Source organism: Kribbella sp. NPDC055071 (assembly GCF_053608045.1).
Genome location: NZ_JBSGUS010000012.1, coordinates 186361 through 203740, shown reverse-complemented (window position 1 = coordinate 203740; position 17380 = coordinate 186361). Strand labels below are relative to the sequence as shown.

Sequence of the window (17380 nt, the reverse complement as noted above, 5' to 3'; positions counted from 1 at the left end):
GAGATGTTCGCCGACGAGTGAGCTGGGGTTAGCCGCGGCCGACGTACGGCATGCCGGCGGCCATCACGGTGAGGGTTGGTACGGCGACGCTCGTCGGCAGCTGTGCTATCCGGACGACGAAGTCGGCGACGATCTTCGGGTCGAACGTCGGCTCGACCGCCGTCGAGCCGTCCGGCTGGAGCGCGCCCTGCTCCATCCGCTCGGTCATCGCGGTCGCGGCGTTCCCGATGTCGATCTGGGACGCCGTGATCCCGTGCGGCCGGCCGTCCAGCTCGAGTCCCTTGGTCAACCCGCTGATCGCGTGCTTGGTGGCGGTGTAAGCGATGCTCTGCGGCCGCGGCACGTGCGCCGCCAGCGAACCGTTGTTGATGATCCGCCCACCCTTCGGGTCCTGACGCAGCATCAACGCGAACGCCGCCTGCGCACACAGGAACGACCCGGTCAGGTTGGTGTCCACGACGTGACGCCACTCCGCCTCCGTCACGTCCTCGACCGACTTGGCCGGTGCGCCCGTACCGGCGTTGTTCACCAGCACGTCGATCCGGTCGAGCCCGCCGAAGAACGCCCGTACGGCGTCTCCGTCGGCGACATCGAGCACCGCCAGCCGCACCCGGCCGTTGCCGGCGGCCACAGTCCCCTGCAGCTTCGCCTCGGTGCGGCCGGTCACCCAGACGTCGAAACCGGCAGCGGCCAGGGCCAGCGCCATCTCCCGACCCAGCCCGGAACCGCCACCGGTCACCACAGCCACCTGCGTCATCCGTCACCTCTCGCGTTGTCGGTCTGCCCTCCAGAATGGCAGCAACGCGGCTGCGACCGCGGTGAGGACCAGAAGCTCGACCCAGACGCCCTTGCCCAGCGGCGGCACCAGCTCCTCGGTGAGGTTGAAGGCGGCGTGGATCAGGATCGCCGCCGGCACTCCACCCTTCAGACGCTCGGTCACGGTCAGCATGATGAAGGACAGCGGGAACAGTCCGAGGAAGAACGTCGCCGCCTGTGCGGTGAAGAACCCGTCGTCGTGCTGGCCCGTGCCGGGCAGGAAATACAGCGGCACGTGCCAGAGTCCCCAGCCCGCCCCCAGAATGGCGGTCGTCACCAGCGGCCCGAACTGCTGCCGTAGCCGAGGCTGGACGTACCCACGCCAGCCGAACTCCTCAGCCACTGGCCCCGCCAGGAACGTGTACGCCGCCGCACCGAGGATCCCGCCCGCACTCGCGACCACCGAGGCCGCATGTCCGGGCAGCTTCGGCAGGTCCCCCGCCAGCGCCGTCGCCGCCAGCGGTGCGAACGCTCCGAGCACCACCGCGGTGACCGGCCACCGCACTGACCACCGGACGCCACGCCTGCGCTCGCGGTGCCACAAGAACATCACCAAGGCGGCCAGCGATGGCCCAGCAGCCGCCAGGCCGAACACAAGCTGCCCAGATCCCCCGTCCAGATCCACACCCAGTACGCCGAGCGCCGCCCACGGCACCCAAGTCAGCACCAGACAGATCACGCCGAACTCGATCAGGCGTCGTCTGGTCGTCACCGCGCTACCGATCGGCAGAACGCTGGTCATCGACACTCTGAGCTCCTCACTCTCGCACCGTCGAGGTAACTGTCTGCCGTCCGAGACACACGTCACGAGGGTGCTGAGCCGACTCAGCGGGTGGTGTTAGGTCCACCCACTGCGCTGTGTGACCACGTCTTCACGAAGAGTAAATGAGTGGCGACTCACTCGGCTATTCTGGAAACTCATTTGCGTGTATCACGCAAGCATGTATATGCTTGCAGCATGCAAGTAAACGACGCGTACGTTCCGCAGACCCCCATCGAGGGCGTCATGCACGCGTTCACCCGGATCGGCCGCCGGCTGAAAGCCAAACAGCCCGGCGACACGATCGACCACAGCGCGCACGTGGCGCTGTTCGTGCTGCGGTGCAGTGGCGCACTGCGGCTGTCCGACCTGGCGGCACGGATGGAGCTCGACGCCTCGACCGCGAGCCGGCACGTCCGGGCACTGGAGCAGCTGGGCCTCGTCCGGCGCTCACCCGATCCCGACGACGGCCGGGCCTTCCGGGTCGAGTTGACCGAGCAGGGCATCGAGCAGTGGGAGTCCAGCGCACGGCGCCGGACGGAGCTGCTCAGCGCGGCGATGGAGGGCTGGACCGAGGACGAAATCGAGACGTTCGAGCGGTTGATGACCCGATTCGCCGACGGCGTCGCCGCCCTCACCGACATCCCTCCGCAGGCCGCCTGGGCCGAGAAGGGCTGGGCCGCGATGCAACAGCGGCTCGCCGCGAAGGCACCACACACCAACACAGACTCCGCGACCGATGGGGATCCCATCGGCAGCGAGAACACCGAAGAGAACCTGGAGAGCACCAGATGAGCACCACAGAGCCCGCCACCGCCGGCGGAGCCTCAGCACCAACTTCTGACGGCGGTCCTTCCTACCTGTCCCACAAGCAGATCCTGGTCATCCTCGGCGGCCTGATGGCCGGGATGTTCCTGGCCGCACTCGACCAGAGCATCGTCGGTACGGCGCTACCGCGGATCGTCAGCGAGTTCAACAGCCTGGACAAGTTGTCCTGGGTGGTCACGGCGTACCTGCTGACCTCGACCGCCTCCACCCCGCTGTGGGGCAAGATCTCCGACCTGTACGGGCGTCGCCCGCTGTTCATCGCGGCGATCGTGACCTTCCTGTCCGGCTCGGTCCTGTCCGCGCTGTCGCAGAACATCGAGCAGCTGATCGGCTTCCGCGCCGTCCAGGGTCTGGGCGCCGGCGGTCTGATGTCGCTCGCGTTCGCCACCATCGGCGACGTGATCCCGCCGCGCGAGCGCGGTAAGTACATGGGGTACTTCGGTGCCGTCTTCGGTCTGTCCTCGGTGGCCGGTCCGCTGCTCGGCGGTCTGCTCACCGACGGTCCCGGCTGGCGCTGGATCTTCTGGATCAACCTGCCGATCGGACTCGTTGCCCTGGGCATCGTTGCGGCCGTGCTGAAGCTGCCGCACGTGAAGCGGTCGCACAAGATCGACTACCTCGGCGCCTCCACTGTCGCGGCCGCCGTCACCGCGCTGCTGCTGGCCGTCTCCTGGAGCGGTCCGACCAACGGCTGGGGCAACGGGACCACGCTCGCACTGCTGATCGGCGCCGTCGTACTGGCTGTCGCCTTCGTGCTGATCGAGCTGCGGGTCGCCGAGCCGATCATCCCGATGGACCTGTTCAAGGGCCGGATCTTCTCCGGGTACGCCGGGTACGCGTTCCTGCTCGGGTTCGCGATGTTCGGTGCGCTGATCTTCCTGCCGCTGTACCTGCAGGCGGTCAAGGACCTGTCCCCGACCCGCTCCGGCCTGGCGCTGCTGCCGATGATCGTCGGTATCTTCTTCGCGTCGATCCCGAGCGGCCAGCTGATGAGCCGGACCGGGCGGTACAAGATCTACCCGATCGTCTCCGCGATCCTGGTCGGCGGCGCGATGGTGATGCTGTCCACGATCGGCCTGACCACGCCGTACTGGCAGCTGGCGATCTACATGTTCGTGATGGGCGCCGGCCTGGGCCTGTCGATGCAGATCACCGTCACCGCGGCACAGAACAGCGTGCCCCGGCAGCACATGGGGACCGCGACTTCGACGATGACGTTCTTCCGCTCGATGGGTGGCGCGATCGGCACCGCGGTGTACGGCGCAGTCCTGACCAGCCGGCTGAAGGACCACCTGGGCGACATCATCCCGAACGCCACCCAGACCATGGTCGACGGACTGGCCAAGGCCGCGAACAGCGTCCAGGCGCTGCACGCACTGAAGGAGCCGCTCAAGGGCTTCGCCCTGCACGGTCTGGTGGACGCCATGGACGACGTCTTCCTGGTCTCGCTGCCGTTCCTGGCGATCGCGTTGGTCCTCGCGATCATCACCCCGGAGCAGCGGTTGGCCGGTCGCAACGACGGCCCCAAGCCCGAGGGTGAGGAGTCGATCGAGGCCTCCGCGGCCGCGGCAATGCACTGACACAGCAGTAACTGAAGAACAGCCGTTCCGGAATCTTCCGGGACGGCTGTTCTGCTGCGTGGGAGAATGGCGCGCCCTGACCCTGTGGGCATCTAATTTCGGTACCTAAGCTGACGCGCGGATCGACAGGAACAGCCTGGATGAAGACTTTGGACCGGCCCTTGGACGACGACGACCGCGCAATGGCGGATCTCGCCGACGTCCGCGACTGGCGACGGGTCGGCGGCCCTCACAGCGGTGAGACCGGACCCGTGCCGGTCCGCGCGCTGATCCGGCGGGTCAAGTCCGCCACCGGCTGGAAGCCGTGGCCGGTGAACCGCAAGACCGTCATCGACGACCTGCTCGACGGCTGGGGCTTCCTCACCAAACGCAAGACCGAGCTGGCCGTGTACGACGACCAGATCCTGCCGCACAGCCCGTTCAGCGGCTGGGTCGCGTTCGCGATCGAGCCGTGGGACGTCGACGCCGCGGCAGCCGGACTGGACGAGCACTGGCCGGACAAGTTCGATTTGGCCCGCCGGCATTGGGGTAATCCAGCCTATGTGGGAACCGAAGACACCTCCGGATTCGTCGATGAGTGGAGCCCCGGCGCAGGCCGGGACCGCCGCCATCTGGCGATCTGGACGCCGCCCGGCGCCGAGATTCACCTGTACAGCAACAAACCGACCGTCAGACCGCTGTCGGTGTCCGTCGGCATCAACTACGTGGTGTACCTCAACGAGGAGGGTTCATGAGAGCACGATCTGGAGCTGCGGCCGCCCGGCAAGACGCACGCACCATCGTTCGTGACGGACACGCCAACAGTGGCAATCCGATCGGCACCGACACGCGAAGCACGGTCGCGCCGGGTGCGATGCTGCAGATCGCCCAGGCGTCCGCGGCGGCCGTCAAGACCGCCGACCGCGCCTCCGGCGACCTGCAGCGAAGCACCAACGCGGCAACGCTGCCGACGAGGTCGACGCAGACCTCGCAGGGAACCGGCGAGCGCCCTCAGAACGGCCCGAAGGGCCACGGTGCCGGCCCTGGCCGCACCAAGCCGTCCGGCCCGGCCCGGTAGAACTAGACCACTTCGGGTGATCTCGGGCCCGGTTTGTTGCGTTCGGCAAGCGCGTCGCGATGACCCCGGGCCCGCCCTAACCTTTCTCCGCAGGCAGCATGTCGACGACGATGTGGGATGGACGCCGAATGAAAACCAAGGACAGGCCGCTCGACCTGGACGCGGCCGCGATGGCCGACCTCGCCGAGGTCGAGGACTGGACGCAGGTCGCCGGGCCCGACAGTGACGCGACCGGCCGCGAAGTGGTCCAGGCGCTGGTCCGCCGAGTCTCCGCCGCCACCGGCTGGAAGCCGTGGGCCGACAACGACCCCCACCAGGACTTCAGCAAACTGCAGTCCTGGGGCTTCGAGACCCCACGTGGTACGACGCTGATCGTGTTCGACGGCCTCGTCATCGCGGACGTGCGCGACAGCGGTTGGTCGGCGTACGACCTGGAGCCCGGCGACATCGCGGCGGCCGAGGCCGGACTGGACGAGCACTGGCTGCCGGCGTTCGAGCTGGCCGCTTCCGTCTGGGGCGCGCCGGTCTATGCCAGCGACTACCGCAACGCGAACTTCCTTGACGAGTACCGCCCAGGGGCCGGCTTCGACCGGCGCCACCTCGCGGTCTGGCAGCGTCCGGGTGCGGACTTCTTCCTGTACAGCGACAGGCCGACCGCGGACCCCCTGTCCCCGAGCGTCGGTATCAACTACACGGTCTACATCGACTAGGAGCCCTAGTGAGCACTCCCGCAGAAGGCCCGCAGACCGGGACCGCCACCCCGACACCAGCGGCCGCCGTCGACACAGCGACCATGTTCGCGCAGCTGAACGAACGCATCGCCGCGCTCCAGACGGAGCTCGCTGAGTACCGGGCCGCACAAACGCCCGCCCCGGCAGCTCCCCAGGCCGAGGCAGCCACGCCCGCGGCCGCGCAGAGTCCTTCGCGCGGTGGGCGGTGGGGGCGGGTGGCACGGCGTTCGGTAATGCCTGCCGCGGTCGCGGGAGTCTATTCCCAGACCGAGTCGGGCCAGCAGAACCTCTCGGCGCTCTCCGGCTGGGCCAGTGACCGGTGGGCCGAGGCCTGGGGCGCGGGCGCGGACCTGGTGAAGTCGATCAACGAGAACGTCGTTCAGCCCGCCATCCAGGGGACGGTGGACTTCGCGAACTCCGTCAACGACAACGTGATCCAGCCCGCGATCCACGGGACTGTCGACTTCGCGAACTCCGTCAACGACAACGTGATCCAGCCGGCCATCCACGCCGGCGCGGTAGCTATCGACGCGACTGGGCAAGCCATTGGCGCCACTACCGAAGCGGTCGGGCAAGCGGCGACGTGGGCGGCCAACGGGAGCGGCCCCGCTCACACCGTGGCCGCTGTCGCCACCGGTGCGGCCCTCGCCGCGGCGGCCACGCCACGGGGGCAGGCGGTCATCAAGGCCGTAGCCAGCGCGGTCCGGCACCCGGGCGAGACGATGCGACGCTTGGTCAACGCGATCCGCTCCAACCCGGAGAGCGCGGCAGCGGCAGCGTCGCCGCGGGAGGTCCAGCAGGCGGGCAGCGAGCTCGCGGCGACCGGCACCGAGACCCCGGTCCCCAACGCCGCGGAAGTCGGCGAGCAGCTGTCCATTCCCGGCCTGAACGTACCGGCCCTCGACCCCGCTCTGGCACCTGCCGGCAGCAAGATCCCCGAGCAGAGCGCGCAAACCCCGGCCACCACCCAGGGCGAGGCCCAGCAAACCGGCGCCGCAGTCAGCACCAACACCCCAGACAAGGGCCAAGGCAAGTAGTACACGGACACCCTCGCAACACCGGCGCAAGCAAGCACCACACCAACACCCAACAACACCCGCGCCAACAAGCAGCACGCGAACACCCGCGCCAGCAAGCACCACACCAACACCCCGGACTACCGGCCCGAGCAACCAGCACACGAACACCCCGCAACACCCGCCCGAGCAACCAGCACACGAACACCCCCAGCACCGGCGCGAGCGAGTACCACACGAAGTCTGACCAAGCTCAGCCGCAGACAGAACGATCGGTCGCCCTCCCCGGAGGACGACCGATCGTTCTGTTCAGCGGCCCGTTCTGTCTGGGCTGCGGCTACGGCACCCCATCCACCAACTGCCATCTCGTGGGATAACCCGTTGCCCTGCTCCTTCTCCCGTGAGATCCCGGTGGGAGAAGGGGCAGGTGGACGGGTTATCCCACGAGATGGTCGTGCGCGGCGGTGGCCCAGGTCGCCGCGGGTTGGTCGGTCGGCGTCGCCGCGGTTCGGTCGGTCGGCGTCGCGGCGGGTCGGTCGGTCGGCGTCGCGGCGGGTCGGTCGGTCGGCGTCGCGGCGGGTCGGTCGGCGTCGCCGCGAGTCGGTCTGCATCGCCGCGGGTCGGTCGGCGTCGGCGCGGGTTGGTCGGTTGGCGTCGCGGTGGGTCGGTCGGTCGGCGGTGACCAGGCGTACTTCGGTTGTTGGCTCGGGGCTACGGCGTTCCGTCGGTTTGGGCGGGTGGGGTGGTGGGGGTGGCGGCTCTGGTTGCGGTGGCGGATTGGCGGCGGCGGGGTAAGGGCGGGAGGGGTCTGGGCGGGGTTGGATCGACGTCGTTGCCGGCCAGGTGGTTGACGATGGTGTTGAGGACTGCGGCGGTGGGGACGGCGACCAGGGCGCCGACGATGCCGGCGATGATGACGCCGGTGGCGATCGAGAGGATCACGGCGAGCGGGTGGACGCTGACCGCGCGGCCGAGCAGGAACGGCTGCAGCACGTGCGCTTCGAGCTGTTGTACGCCGATCACGACCGCCAGCATCACGATCGCAACAATGGGGCCCTTGGCAACCAATGCGACCAGCACGGCGACGATGCCGCTGACCAGCGCGCCGACCACCGGGACGAAAGCACCGACGAAGACCAGGATCCCGATCGCGCTCACCAGTGGCAGGCCGATGATCGCGGCCCCCAAGGAGATCCCGACGGCGTCGACCGCGGCGACGATGATCGTCGCCCGGACGAACGCGGTCAGCGACACCCACGCCTTCCGGCCGGACGAATCCGCCTTGTCGCGCGCCCCGCGCGGGAACAGGCGCACCAGCCAGGCCCAGATCTGATTGCCCTGGTACAGGAAGAAGAACAGACAGAACAGCGCGATGAAGAGTCCGGCGACGACGTGGGTGGCCGTCGTACCGACCGCCGCCGCGCTCTGACCGATTGCGCCGCCTGAGGTGATCTGGTCGCGCAATGTCTTGATGGCGCTCGCGACGTCGGCGTCGGTGAGGCCGAAGTTGATCCGGGCCAGCGTGCGCAGCTTCTCGACACCTTCGCCGACCTGGGTCGAGAGGCTGTCGAACTGACCTGCGATCTGCGTACCCACCAGGGTGAGCAGACCGGCGACGACCACGATCGTGGCGATCACGGTGATGCCTGCGGCAGGCCCGCGCGGGAGGCGGAGCCGCTGAAGCCCGTTCGTGACCGGGATGAGCAAAGCGGTCAGCAGGATGCCGACGGTGACCGGTACGACGACCTCGGACAGGTACTGCATCGCGAAACCGATCACGACCACGGCACCGACGATCACCAGGAACCGCCAGGACCACGCGCTGGCGATGTGCATCCCCCGCGTCACCCCGGGGTCGACCGTCCCACCGGCCACCTGCTGTTGGCTGACAGCAGGTGGCTCCGGGTGGTCCGCTACTACCGGCACGGTCGCGCTGGATTCGTCGAGTACGTCGTTGTCCGCCATCGGACTCTCGTCCCGTCCCGCCTCGCTCATCACACCTCCGCAGCTAGGTTGCTGCAGACACTAGTGCCCGTGAGCGCATGAACTACGCCATGGCGCGGTCGAGGTCCTGGAGGAGGTCGTCGATGGTCTCGATGCCGACAGACAGGCGGATGAGGTCGGCGGGGACCTCGAGGGGTGTGCCGGCAACCGAGGCGTGGGTCATCTTGCCCGGGTGCTCGATCAGGGACTCGACGCCGCCGAGGGACTCGCCCAGGGTGAAGACCTCGGCCTTGTTGCAGATGTCCAGCGCCTGCTGCTCGCCACCTGTCACCCGGAAGGACACGATCCCGCCGTACCGCTTCATCTGCTTCGCAGCGGTCTCGTGACCGGGGTGACCGTCGATCCCCGGGTACAGGACCTGGCTGACGGACTTGTGCCGCTGCAGGAACTCGACGACCTTCTCCGCGTTGTCGCTGTGCCGGTCCATCCGCACGCCGAGCGTCTTGATGCCACGCAGCACCAGCCACGAGTCGAACGGGCCGGCAACGGCTCCGATCGCGTTCTGGTGGAAGGCGATCTTCTCGGTCAGCTCGGTGTCGCGGACGATCAGCGCACCGCCGATCACGTCGGAGTGCCCACCCATGTACTTGGTGGTCGAGTGGACGACGACGTCCGCGCCGAGCTCCAGCGGCTGCTGCAGGTACGGCGAGGCGAACGTGTTGTCGACCACCAGGATCGCACCCGCGTCGTGCGCGATCTGGGCGACCAGAGCGATGTCGGCGACGTTCAGCAGCGGGTTGGTCGGCGTCTCCAGCCAGACCACCTTGGTCTTGCCCGGGCGGATCGCGGCCCGGATCGCCTCCGGGTGCGTGACCGCGGCCGGCGTCATCTCGACACCCCAGGTGCCCAGGACGCGGGCGAACAGGCGGAACGTGCCGCCGTACGCGTCGTCGGGGAACACTACGTGGTCCCCCGGCACGCAGATCGAGCGGATCAAGGTGTCCTCGGCCGCAAGGCCGCTCGCGAACGCGAAACCGCGGTTACCCGCCTCGATGGCGGCCAGACACTCCTCCAGCGCCGTACGGGTCGGATTCGCGGAGCGCGAATACTCGTACCCGTTGCGCAGTCCACCGACACCGTCCTGCTTGTAGGTGCTGGTGGCATAGATCGGCGGCACGACCGATCCGGTGGTGGGGTCAGGCTCGTTTCCGGCGTGGATGGCGAGCGTCTCGAAGCCGTAGTGGTGGTCCATGTTCACCGGACCAGCGTACGGCCTGGTCTGATGCGGGTTCGCACACCGTCCACAGCCGGACGATTCGGGGGGATCCGAGTTGTCCACAGCAACGTCGTACCGACTGGCGAATGACCCATTCGGCCGCCTACGGTTGCGTTGGTGTCCGCCACCCCCGATGCACGCAGCATGGGCCGCTTGGAGCAGGAAGGTGACCGCGCCGGATGAAGACGCAGGACAGGCCGCTCGACCAGGACGACCTGGCGATGGCGGACCTCGCCGAGATTCGCGACTGGAGCGTGATCGCCGGCCCGGACGGCGACGACTCGGGTCCGGAGGTCGTCCGTGCGCTGGTCCATCGGGTGATGGCGCAGACCCCCTGGCGGCCGTGGCCGCTGGAGCCGGGTGAGGTGATCGACCCCGAGATGGTCTCGTGGGGATTCACCACCCCGCGCGGTACGACGATGATCGTGTTCGACGGCCTCGCGTTCCCGGACTGCCCGGACAGCGGTTGGTCGGCCTACGAGATCGGCCCGGACGACATCGCGGCTGCCGAGGCCGGGCTGGACGAGCACTGGACCGACCACTTCGCGCTCGCGATCAGGCACTGGGGACGGCCGGACTACCTCGGCGACGAGAACAGTCCGGGCTTCGTCGACGAGTGGGAGCCCGGCGCGGGCACCGGACGGCGCCACCTGGCCGTCTGGGTGCGACCAGGTGCCGAGTTCCACCTGTACAGCACCAAGCCCAGCAAGGACCCGCTGACGACCTCGGTCGGCGTCAACTACGCCGTGTACATCGACTAGGAGACACGATGACTCAGCCGTATCTCGAGCCGATGGACCGCCGGGCCGTGCGCGGCCGGGAGAACAACCGGCGGCGCGGTCAGAACATGCTCAAGGCGACGTACTCGGCGCTCCGGCGCGAACGGAAGCAGACCGATCCGGAGATCCGCCGTCGGCTCGGCCGGTCGAATCTCACGAAGTCCGATCTCCGCGACTTCGCGTACTACACCGTGGCCAAGGAGTTTCGTCCGGAGGCCTTCGGGCGGCCCGCCCAGGAGGCTGAGCAGGCGGTGTCCGCCGGACTGGCGCAAGCCGGCGGGCCACGAGGCAGGACCAGGCTCGGCCGCTGGTTTGCGAACATGCGGGACCAGCGGCGCGGCACGAAGATGCTGAAGGCCGCCTACACGATGGCCTACCGCGACGCCAAGAAGCGGGACGGGGTGTACCTGCAGCGAGTCGGAGGCTCCGATTTCGACGCCCGACGTCTCCGGAACCTTGCGCACGGCAACATCCAGGCTGTCATCAATCCCGAGTGGCGTGGTGTCGCGCCGGCGGGACAGCCGCAGTTCGGACAGGATCAGTCGGGTCCGGCCCCGCAGCAGGCTGGGGACCACCTGACGCGGATGGCGCAGATGCTCAAGGAGCTGAGCGACGCCACGATCGTTCTCCAGCAGCAGATGGAGCAGAACCAGCAGGAGATGGCCAGGCTGTCCGCCGAGGTGGACCAGCTACGCCAGATCATCGCTACCCAGAACCCTGCGGCACAGCAGCAGACGCCTGCGCCGGCCCAGGAGACCTCTGCGCAGAACACCGGCCCCGAAGCCGCCCAGACCGCTCCCGAAGCAGCCGAGCAACCCCCCACACCACCCCAACAGCCGGTAGCCGAACAAGGCACAACCGAGCAAACCCCGGCAGCCGTGGACCCGGCCGCAGTAGATCCCGCGGCCGTCGATCCGGCAGCCGTGGACCCGGCAGCAGTCGATCCGGCAGCAGTGGACCCGTCAGCCGCAGCGGTCGATCCAGCAGCCGTGGACCCGGCTGCGGTGGATGCGGAGGCCGCGGCTGTGGATCCGACGGACCTTGGTCCGGATCCGGATGCGGCCGTGGGCGAACAACTCGCCTTGGATCTCTCCGGGGAAGGAGAGGTCGAGGTCGCCCCCGAGGCGGAGCGGCTGGCGACGAACGAGGTTTGGGTCGACGGGGCCGCGGGGAGAACCACGCCCGCAATCCCTGAAGCTGACGGGGAGGTGGCGCAGCAGAGCGGTGAGTCTGCGGCGGTCAACGCGGCGGCTCCGGAGCAGGGCACGACTACCGCGGCTCCGGCGCCGGCCGGTCAGGCGGCCGAACAGGGCGTCGGCCCGGACGACACCGACACCCGGGCTCAGAGCGAAGGCCAGACCCCGGCATTGGATCCTGACGTCGCGGCAGCAGCCAAGGTCGGCCTCGACTCACCGGCAGCCAAGGGCTCAACGCGCCAGGCCGCCGCCGAGACAGCGGCCAACTCAACCCCAGCGACGAACGGAAAGGCAGGCCCCGGCCCAGCCACCACCAAGGAGACGAAAACCGAGCGCTGACACCCCCTTGCAGTTGCCAAGGGCAAACCAGGTTTGCTACGGCAGACTCACACAGGTTGTTGCTCACGGCAACCGGCCTCGGCCGGTCGCCGTGGTAGCTGGCGCCGGATCGGGTTCCTGCAGGAGATGGACCAGCTCATGGCAACTGGTTCAGGTCAGTTGCTTGGGGGGAACGCCGCCGGTGGGGGCCGGCGGCGTTCGTTGTTTGGAGTGTGGTTAGTGGCGGTGTGGGAGGCGTACGTCGAGCCAGACTGAGCGGTGGTCGCTGGTCGGGAACGGGAAGACGCCGGTGAGCCGGAACAGCGGGTCCGCCTGGACCGGCCAGAAGATGCCGGATCCGACCGGTTTGAGGCTGCGGGACGGCAGTACGTAGTCCGCCCGCAGGTTGCCCGGTGACGGGGTGTCGGCGAAGTCGGCCGTGTCGTACTTCGGGTTGCTCTTCTGCGTGGTGTTCACGCCACCCTGCAGTGTGGCGGCCTCCGGCCCACCGGCCGACGTCGGCCGCGGGTCGATGATCCGCGGGTTGTCGATCAGCTGCTGGATCGACCCCGGCACAGAGTCACCGTCCAGAGGGTCGCTGTTCATGTCGGCCGCGATCACGAAATCGCTCCCCGGCTGCAGACCGCCGTACCGGCCCTTGTCGTCATAGATGTACGACGACTTCCGCCCCGGCTGAATGTAGTCGGCCCAGAACCGGATCTCGTCGTGGTTCCGCGTCCCGTTGCGATCCTCGACACCGTCGAAACTCGGCGGCGTCGGGTGCGACACCAGGAAGTGCACGGTGTTGTGACCGATCTCGATCGGGACGTCCCAGTGCGACTTGCTGGACAGGCGGAACGCGGCCAGCTCGGCCGGCGAGTACCAGTCCTTGGGCGCCGGCGTCGCCGGGTTGTCCGGGAGCATCGCACCCGGCATGTCCTTCCACTTGAACAGCTGGAAGGTCCGCACGTGACGGGTGTCGATCGGGTAGCGCGAGTACACCACCATCCCGTACTGGCCTGGGAACACACCGAATCCGTACGCGTCGTCCCCACCGCTGATCTGACCGTCGTTGTTGAGGTCGAACCCGCTCGGGATCCCGGTGTTCGACGGCGCAACGTACGCGTACGGGTAGCGGATCGGCGCGGCACCGTGGTGCCCCACCTCGAGGTAGTTCGACCGGAACAGATCGGCGGCCTTGTGATCAGGCACGTAGTCGAACTCGTTGACCAGCAGAACGTCGGGACGCTCGCGCTGGATCACCTCCGCCACCGCCATCGCCTGGGCGTTGGTCGTGGTGCTCAGGTCCGTGACCAGCTGTCCGGCCGCACCGCGGTTCAGGCTCGCGTTGTACGTCGCGAACCGGACCGACCCACGCCCGTCGCCGTCGTGCCCGCCCCCGCCGTCCTGTCTGTCCCCGCCGGCGTTGCCCGTCGACGTACCGGCGATCAGAGCTCCGGCGAGCACCGTGAGCGCGATCACCACCCTGCGAGTCCTACGCATCACACATTCCTCCAGTCGGACCGAATGCCCAACACGCTAACCACCGCGGCATCCGCCGTACCTGAACGCGAAGTGAACACTCCCCTGCTCACTGGATCACTGGGCGGTCTGCACTCCACCGCGCCACCGGTAGATGGACCACCATCGAGGTCCTCTGAACCAGCTCGCCAGGGTCGGATACCACGTCGGATCGTAGGCCTCCACGACAGCAGGGCTCTGCTCGAACATGGCCCCGATGTACATGTCCCACGACTTGAGATCCCTCCGGCTGTAGTTCCTCCGGTCGTCCCAGATGCATTCGAGGACGTCGAGGGTCAGCTCCGCGACGGCCTCGACCAGCGCGCGATCCTTGTGGCCCTTCGGGCAGTCCATCTGGTCGTAGAAGTACTTGCGGAGCGACGGATGCTCGATGAAGATCCGGTCGACCTCGAGCATCAGATCAGTGGCACTGCGATACGACATGTTCCGTACGGTCCGGCTGCCGATCCGCCAGGCGAGAATCGCCGACAGCACCGATACCAGCACGGCGACCCCCGACAGATACTCCGCTCTCGTCACGCCTCACCCCTCCTCGTCGAGACTTTTCAGCGCAGCGGCGAGCAAATGGTGATCACGCGGAAGTTCGTAGCCTTCGCAGTACAGCGCCGGGAGGAGTCGCCGGAGCTCGGACCGGTCGAGCTTCGGCCGCGCCGGGTCGAGCCACATCAGCCGCAGCTCTTCCGTCCCCGACCCGGTCAGATCCGGTACGACGTACTCGACGTTCTCGACCAGTTCGGCGCCGAGCCGTTCGTAGAACGCGATCCGGCGCTGCCTGATGATCCGTTCCTCCGAATCGCCCGCCTCGTCCGGCTCCTCGACCTCGAGGATCACGCGCCGCACCGGCGCGGCGTCGAGCATCGAGTGCCACAGCGCGGTCCCGTAGCCGCGGCTGCGGATCGACCGGTCGATCGCGTAGTACTCGAGGAACAACCAGTCGACCGACGTCAGCAACCGGGCGAACGCGATCCCGGTCGGTACGTCGTTGTCGAGCTGAACCCAGCCGAGTTCGTCACCGGAGCGGACCGCCGCGAGCAGCTCGTCGAACGGTTCGCGCTGCCGCTGTGGAAAACCGTCGACGTAGATACGCCTGGCAGCTTCCACGACGTCCCGCCCCGCCCCACCCAATGGCGCGAGGATCACCAACCCCACCACCCCCAGGCACCAGGAAGCGACGGGCGGGCCCGGATGTCAACAGGCTGTCACCGCGAAGGCGTCGGCTCGAGCTTCAGCCGAACGGTGAACAGCGGGAGGAGGTAGTGGACCAGGGGGCCGATCGAGAGGGCGTAGACGACGGTACCGATGCCGATCGAGCCGCCGAGGAGGAAGCCGGACGCGAGGACAGCCACCTCGATCGTCGTACGAACCAGGCGAACGCTCAGTCCCGTACGACGTACCAGGCCGGTCATCAGCCCGTCCCGCGGACCCGGGCCGAACTGCGCGCCGATGTAGAGCGCACCGGCCAGCGCGTTGACCACGACACCGGCAAGCATGAAGACGATCCGCAACCAGAGCGCCTTGGGACTGTCGACGATCGACAGCGTCAGGTCCGTGACGAGGCCGATCACGATCGCGTTGCTGATCGTGCCGAGGCCGGGCCATTGCCGCAGCGGGATCCAGGCCAGCAGAACGACGAAGCTCACCGCGATCACGACGGTGCCGAAACTCAGCGGCAGGTGCTTGGTGATGCCGGAGTGGAACACGTCCCACGGATCCAGGCCGAGGTTCCCCTTGATCATCAGGCCCATCGAGGCGCCGTACAGGATCAGGCCGACGTACAGCTGGACGAGGCGGCGCGGGAGGTGGCCGGCCTTGAGCTGCTGGATCGGGTTGATGGGCGCGAGTTGGCGGGTCGGAGCAGGGGAAGTGGCGGTCACGTCCCCAGTCTGCGGAGCAAGTGGCCTGGTGATCGATAGCCAATTGCGCGATAGTGGACTGCATGGATGCGAAGTATCTCCCCGCGAGCACGCTCTCCGGACTGCTCGGCGCGTGGGCCGACGGGCCTGGTCCGGCGTACCGGATCCTGGCCGAGCGCCTTCGGTTGCTGATCGCGGACGGGCGGATCATGCCCGGGTCGCGGGTGCCGAGTGAGCGCGAGCTGACCGATGCTCTCGGGGTGAGCCGGACGACGGTGGCATCGGCGTACCGGGAGCTGCGTGACAGCGGGTATCTGATCAGCCGGCGCGGGTCGGGCAGCGTCACGGCCCTCCCGTCGAGGATCGGGCCCGAGCTCGGGCGACAGCACGCGCCGGGGATCGACATGGACGGTCTGTACGACTTCACCTGCGCGGCGCCGTCCGCCGTACCGGGGATCAGTACGGCGGTCGCCGCGGCGGCCACGGATCTGCCGATCCAGCTGGCGACACCGGGGTATCACCCACAGGGGTTGCCGGTGCTGCGGGAGGAGATCGCGGCGGCTTATGCCGAACGCGGGTTACCGACGTCGCCGGACCAGATCATCGTGACCGCGGGCGCGTTGGCGGCGACCTCGATCGCGGTCCGGGCGATCACGCAGATCGGGGATCGGGTGCTGACGGAGAGTCCCACGCATCCGAACTCGGTGGACGCGATCCGGCGGAGCGGTTGCCGGGTGGTCGCCGTACCGATGTCGCCGGGAGGGTGGGACCTTCCGTTGCTTGAGGCAACCATCCGACAGACAGCGCCGCGAGCCGCCTGGCTGGTGGTGGATTTCCAGAACCCGACCGGATGGTTGATGTCGGCAACGGACCGGCAGCGGCTGGCGCGTGCGTTCGCGCGGAGCCGGACGACGGCGATCGTCGACGAGACCCTGTTCGAGCTGTCGCTGGACGGTCAGGAGATGCCGCCGCCGTTCGCGTCGTACGACCCGACCGGGGTGATCACCGTGGGGTCGGTGAGCAAGTCGTTTTGGGGCGGGCTGCGAATCGGCTGGATGCGGGTGCCCGAGGCGCTGGTGGCACGCGTGCTGGACGCCCGAGCATCGCTTGACCTCGGCGCGCCGGTGCTGGAGCAGTTGGTCGTTGCGCGGTTGTTGCGCGAGCGGTCGACGCTGCTGCCCGAACGCCGCGCCGAGCTCGCTCAACGCCGGGATGCACTGGCGGCAGCCGTATCCACGGAGCTCCCGTCCTGGCGCTTCCGCATGCCGTCCGGCGGCCTCTCCCTCTGGTGTGAACTCCCCGACCCCGTCGGCTCGAGCCTCGTCGGAGTAGCCCAGCGCAACGGCGTACTCCTGGTAGCCGGCTCCCGCTTCTCCCCCGACGGCGGCCTGGAGTCCTTCATCCGCCTCCCCTACACCCTCGACCCCGACACCCTCCGCGACGCAGTCCCCCGCCTGGCGTCGTCGTACGCCTCCCTCACAACCGGCCCACCCACACGCCGCCCCACCACCATGATCGCCTGATCCCACCCCAGGAAACCTGACACGTTGAGGGGTGGTCGTGGAACCAGCACGGCCGCAGCGGCGGGAAGCGGAGTGGTCCAGCCCGGCCGCATCACCGCGCACAGCCGGCCCTGACCGCCGCTCTTCCCACCAAATCGCACGTCATCGTGCCGTAAGGGGGG

At 68.4% G+C, this 17380-nt stretch carries 17 protein-coding genes; 9 read left to right on the top strand and 8 right to left on the bottom strand.

The window, feature by feature from the left end; translation table 11 throughout:
* Positions 1-28: 28 nt before the first annotated feature.
* Together ACWF4Z_RS21485 and ACWF4Z_RS21480 are read right to left on the bottom strand one after the other, a co-directional pair.
* Positions 29-757, bottom strand: a complete 729-nt coding sequence (locus ACWF4Z_RS21485) for an SDR family oxidoreductase (RefSeq protein WP_452244866.1) — start codon at positions 755-757, stop codon at positions 29-31.
* Between the two features lie 3 nt (positions 758-760).
* On the bottom strand, positions 761-1558 hold the full coding sequence (locus ACWF4Z_RS21480) for a CPBP family glutamic-type intramembrane protease (protein ID WP_452244865.1): 798 nt from the start codon (positions 1556-1558) through the stop codon (positions 761-763).
* Between the two features lie 216 nt (positions 1559-1774).
* Between ACWF4Z_RS21480 and ACWF4Z_RS21475 the strand changes: the two genes are divergently transcribed.
* From ACWF4Z_RS21475 to ACWF4Z_RS21450, 6 genes are all read left to right on the top strand, one after another.
* Positions 1775-2371 carry a MarR family winged helix-turn-helix transcriptional regulator gene (locus tag ACWF4Z_RS21475; protein WP_452244864.1) on the top strand — a complete coding sequence of 199 codons (597 nt, stop codon included), beginning with the start codon at positions 1775-1777 and terminating at the stop codon, positions 2369-2371.
* The gene (locus ACWF4Z_RS21470) at positions 2368-3984 is read left to right on the top strand and encodes an MDR family MFS transporter (protein ID WP_452244863.1); all 1617 of its coding nucleotides are present in this window, start codon (positions 2368-2370) and stop codon (positions 3982-3984) included. The genes ACWF4Z_RS21475 and ACWF4Z_RS21470 overlap by 4 nt, the downstream gene beginning before the upstream one ends.
* Before the next feature lie 140 nt (positions 3985-4124).
* Positions 4125-4718, top strand: a complete 594-nt coding sequence (locus ACWF4Z_RS21465) for a hypothetical protein (RefSeq protein ID WP_452244862.1) — start codon at positions 4125-4127, stop codon at positions 4716-4718.
* Positions 4715-5041 carry a hypothetical protein gene (locus tag ACWF4Z_RS21460; protein ID WP_452244861.1) on the top strand — a complete coding sequence of 109 codons (327 nt, stop codon included), beginning with the start codon at positions 4715-4717 and terminating at the stop codon, positions 5039-5041. Before ACWF4Z_RS21465 ends, ACWF4Z_RS21460 begins: the two co-directional genes overlap by 4 nt.
* Before the next feature lie 128 nt (positions 5042-5169).
* On the top strand, positions 5170-5751 hold the full coding sequence (locus tag ACWF4Z_RS21455; RefSeq protein ID WP_452244860.1) for a hypothetical protein: 582 nt from the start codon (positions 5170-5172) through the stop codon (positions 5749-5751).
* 8 nt (positions 5752-5759) lie between these two features.
* Positions 5760-6809 (top strand): hypothetical protein, encoded by a 1050-nt coding sequence (locus ACWF4Z_RS21450; RefSeq protein WP_452244859.1) that lies wholly within the window; start codon positions 5760-5762, stop codon positions 6807-6809.
* A 690-nt stretch (positions 6810-7499) separates the two neighbouring features.
* Here ACWF4Z_RS21450 and ACWF4Z_RS21445 read toward each other — a convergent pair.
* Together ACWF4Z_RS21445 and ACWF4Z_RS21440 are read right to left on the bottom strand one after the other, a co-directional pair.
* A complete protein-coding gene (locus tag ACWF4Z_RS21445; protein WP_452244858.1) occupies positions 7500-8783 on the bottom strand; it encodes an AI-2E family transporter in 1284 nt (427 codons plus the stop codon).
* A gap of 52 nt (positions 8784-8835) precedes the next feature.
* Positions 8836-9984 (bottom strand): cystathionine gamma-synthase, encoded by a 1149-nt coding sequence (locus ACWF4Z_RS21440; RefSeq protein WP_452244925.1) that lies wholly within the window; start codon positions 9982-9984, stop codon positions 8836-8838.
* A gap of 203 nt (positions 9985-10187) precedes the next feature.
* On the opposite strand from ACWF4Z_RS21440, the gene ACWF4Z_RS21435 reads away from it, so the two are divergent.
* Positions 10188-10769: a hypothetical protein gene (locus ACWF4Z_RS21435; RefSeq protein ID WP_452244857.1), complete on the top strand. Its 582-nt coding sequence runs from the start codon at positions 10188-10190 to the stop codon at positions 10767-10769.
* Between the two features lie 8 nt (positions 10770-10777).
* Entirely contained in the window at positions 10778-12322 is a 1545-nt protein-coding gene (locus ACWF4Z_RS21430; RefSeq protein WP_452244856.1) for a hypothetical protein, read from the top strand.
* A gap of 216 nt (positions 12323-12538) precedes the next feature.
* Here the strand turns inward: ACWF4Z_RS21430 and ACWF4Z_RS21425 are convergent, their stop codons facing one another.
* From ACWF4Z_RS21425 to yczE, 4 genes are all read right to left on the bottom strand, one after another.
* On the bottom strand, positions 12539-13804 hold the full coding sequence (locus ACWF4Z_RS21425) for an endonuclease/exonuclease/phosphatase family protein (RefSeq protein WP_452244855.1): 1266 nt from the start codon (positions 13802-13804) through the stop codon (positions 12539-12541).
* A 96-nt stretch (positions 13805-13900) separates the two neighbouring features.
* Complete coding sequence (locus ACWF4Z_RS21420; RefSeq protein ID WP_452244854.1) at positions 13901-14362, bottom strand: hypothetical protein; 462 nt, start codon at positions 14360-14362, stop codon at positions 13901-13903.
* 3 nt (positions 14363-14365) lie between these two features.
* Complete coding sequence (locus ACWF4Z_RS21415) at positions 14366-14983, bottom strand: GNAT family N-acetyltransferase (RefSeq protein ID WP_452244853.1); 618 nt, start codon at positions 14981-14983, stop codon at positions 14366-14368.
* A 59-nt stretch (positions 14984-15042) separates the two neighbouring features.
* Positions 15043-15717, bottom strand: coding sequence for a membrane protein YczE (gene yczE / locus ACWF4Z_RS21410; RefSeq protein WP_452244852.1), 675 nt, complete (start codon positions 15715-15717; stop codon positions 15043-15045).
* A gap of 62 nt (positions 15718-15779) precedes the next feature.
* Here yczE and yczR point away from each other — a divergent pair, with 62 nt between their 5' ends.
* Positions 15780-17219, top strand: a complete 1440-nt coding sequence (gene yczR, locus ACWF4Z_RS21405; RefSeq protein WP_452244851.1) for a MocR-like transcription factor YczR — start codon at positions 15780-15782, stop codon at positions 17217-17219.
* Positions 17220-17380 lie beyond the last annotated feature (161 nt).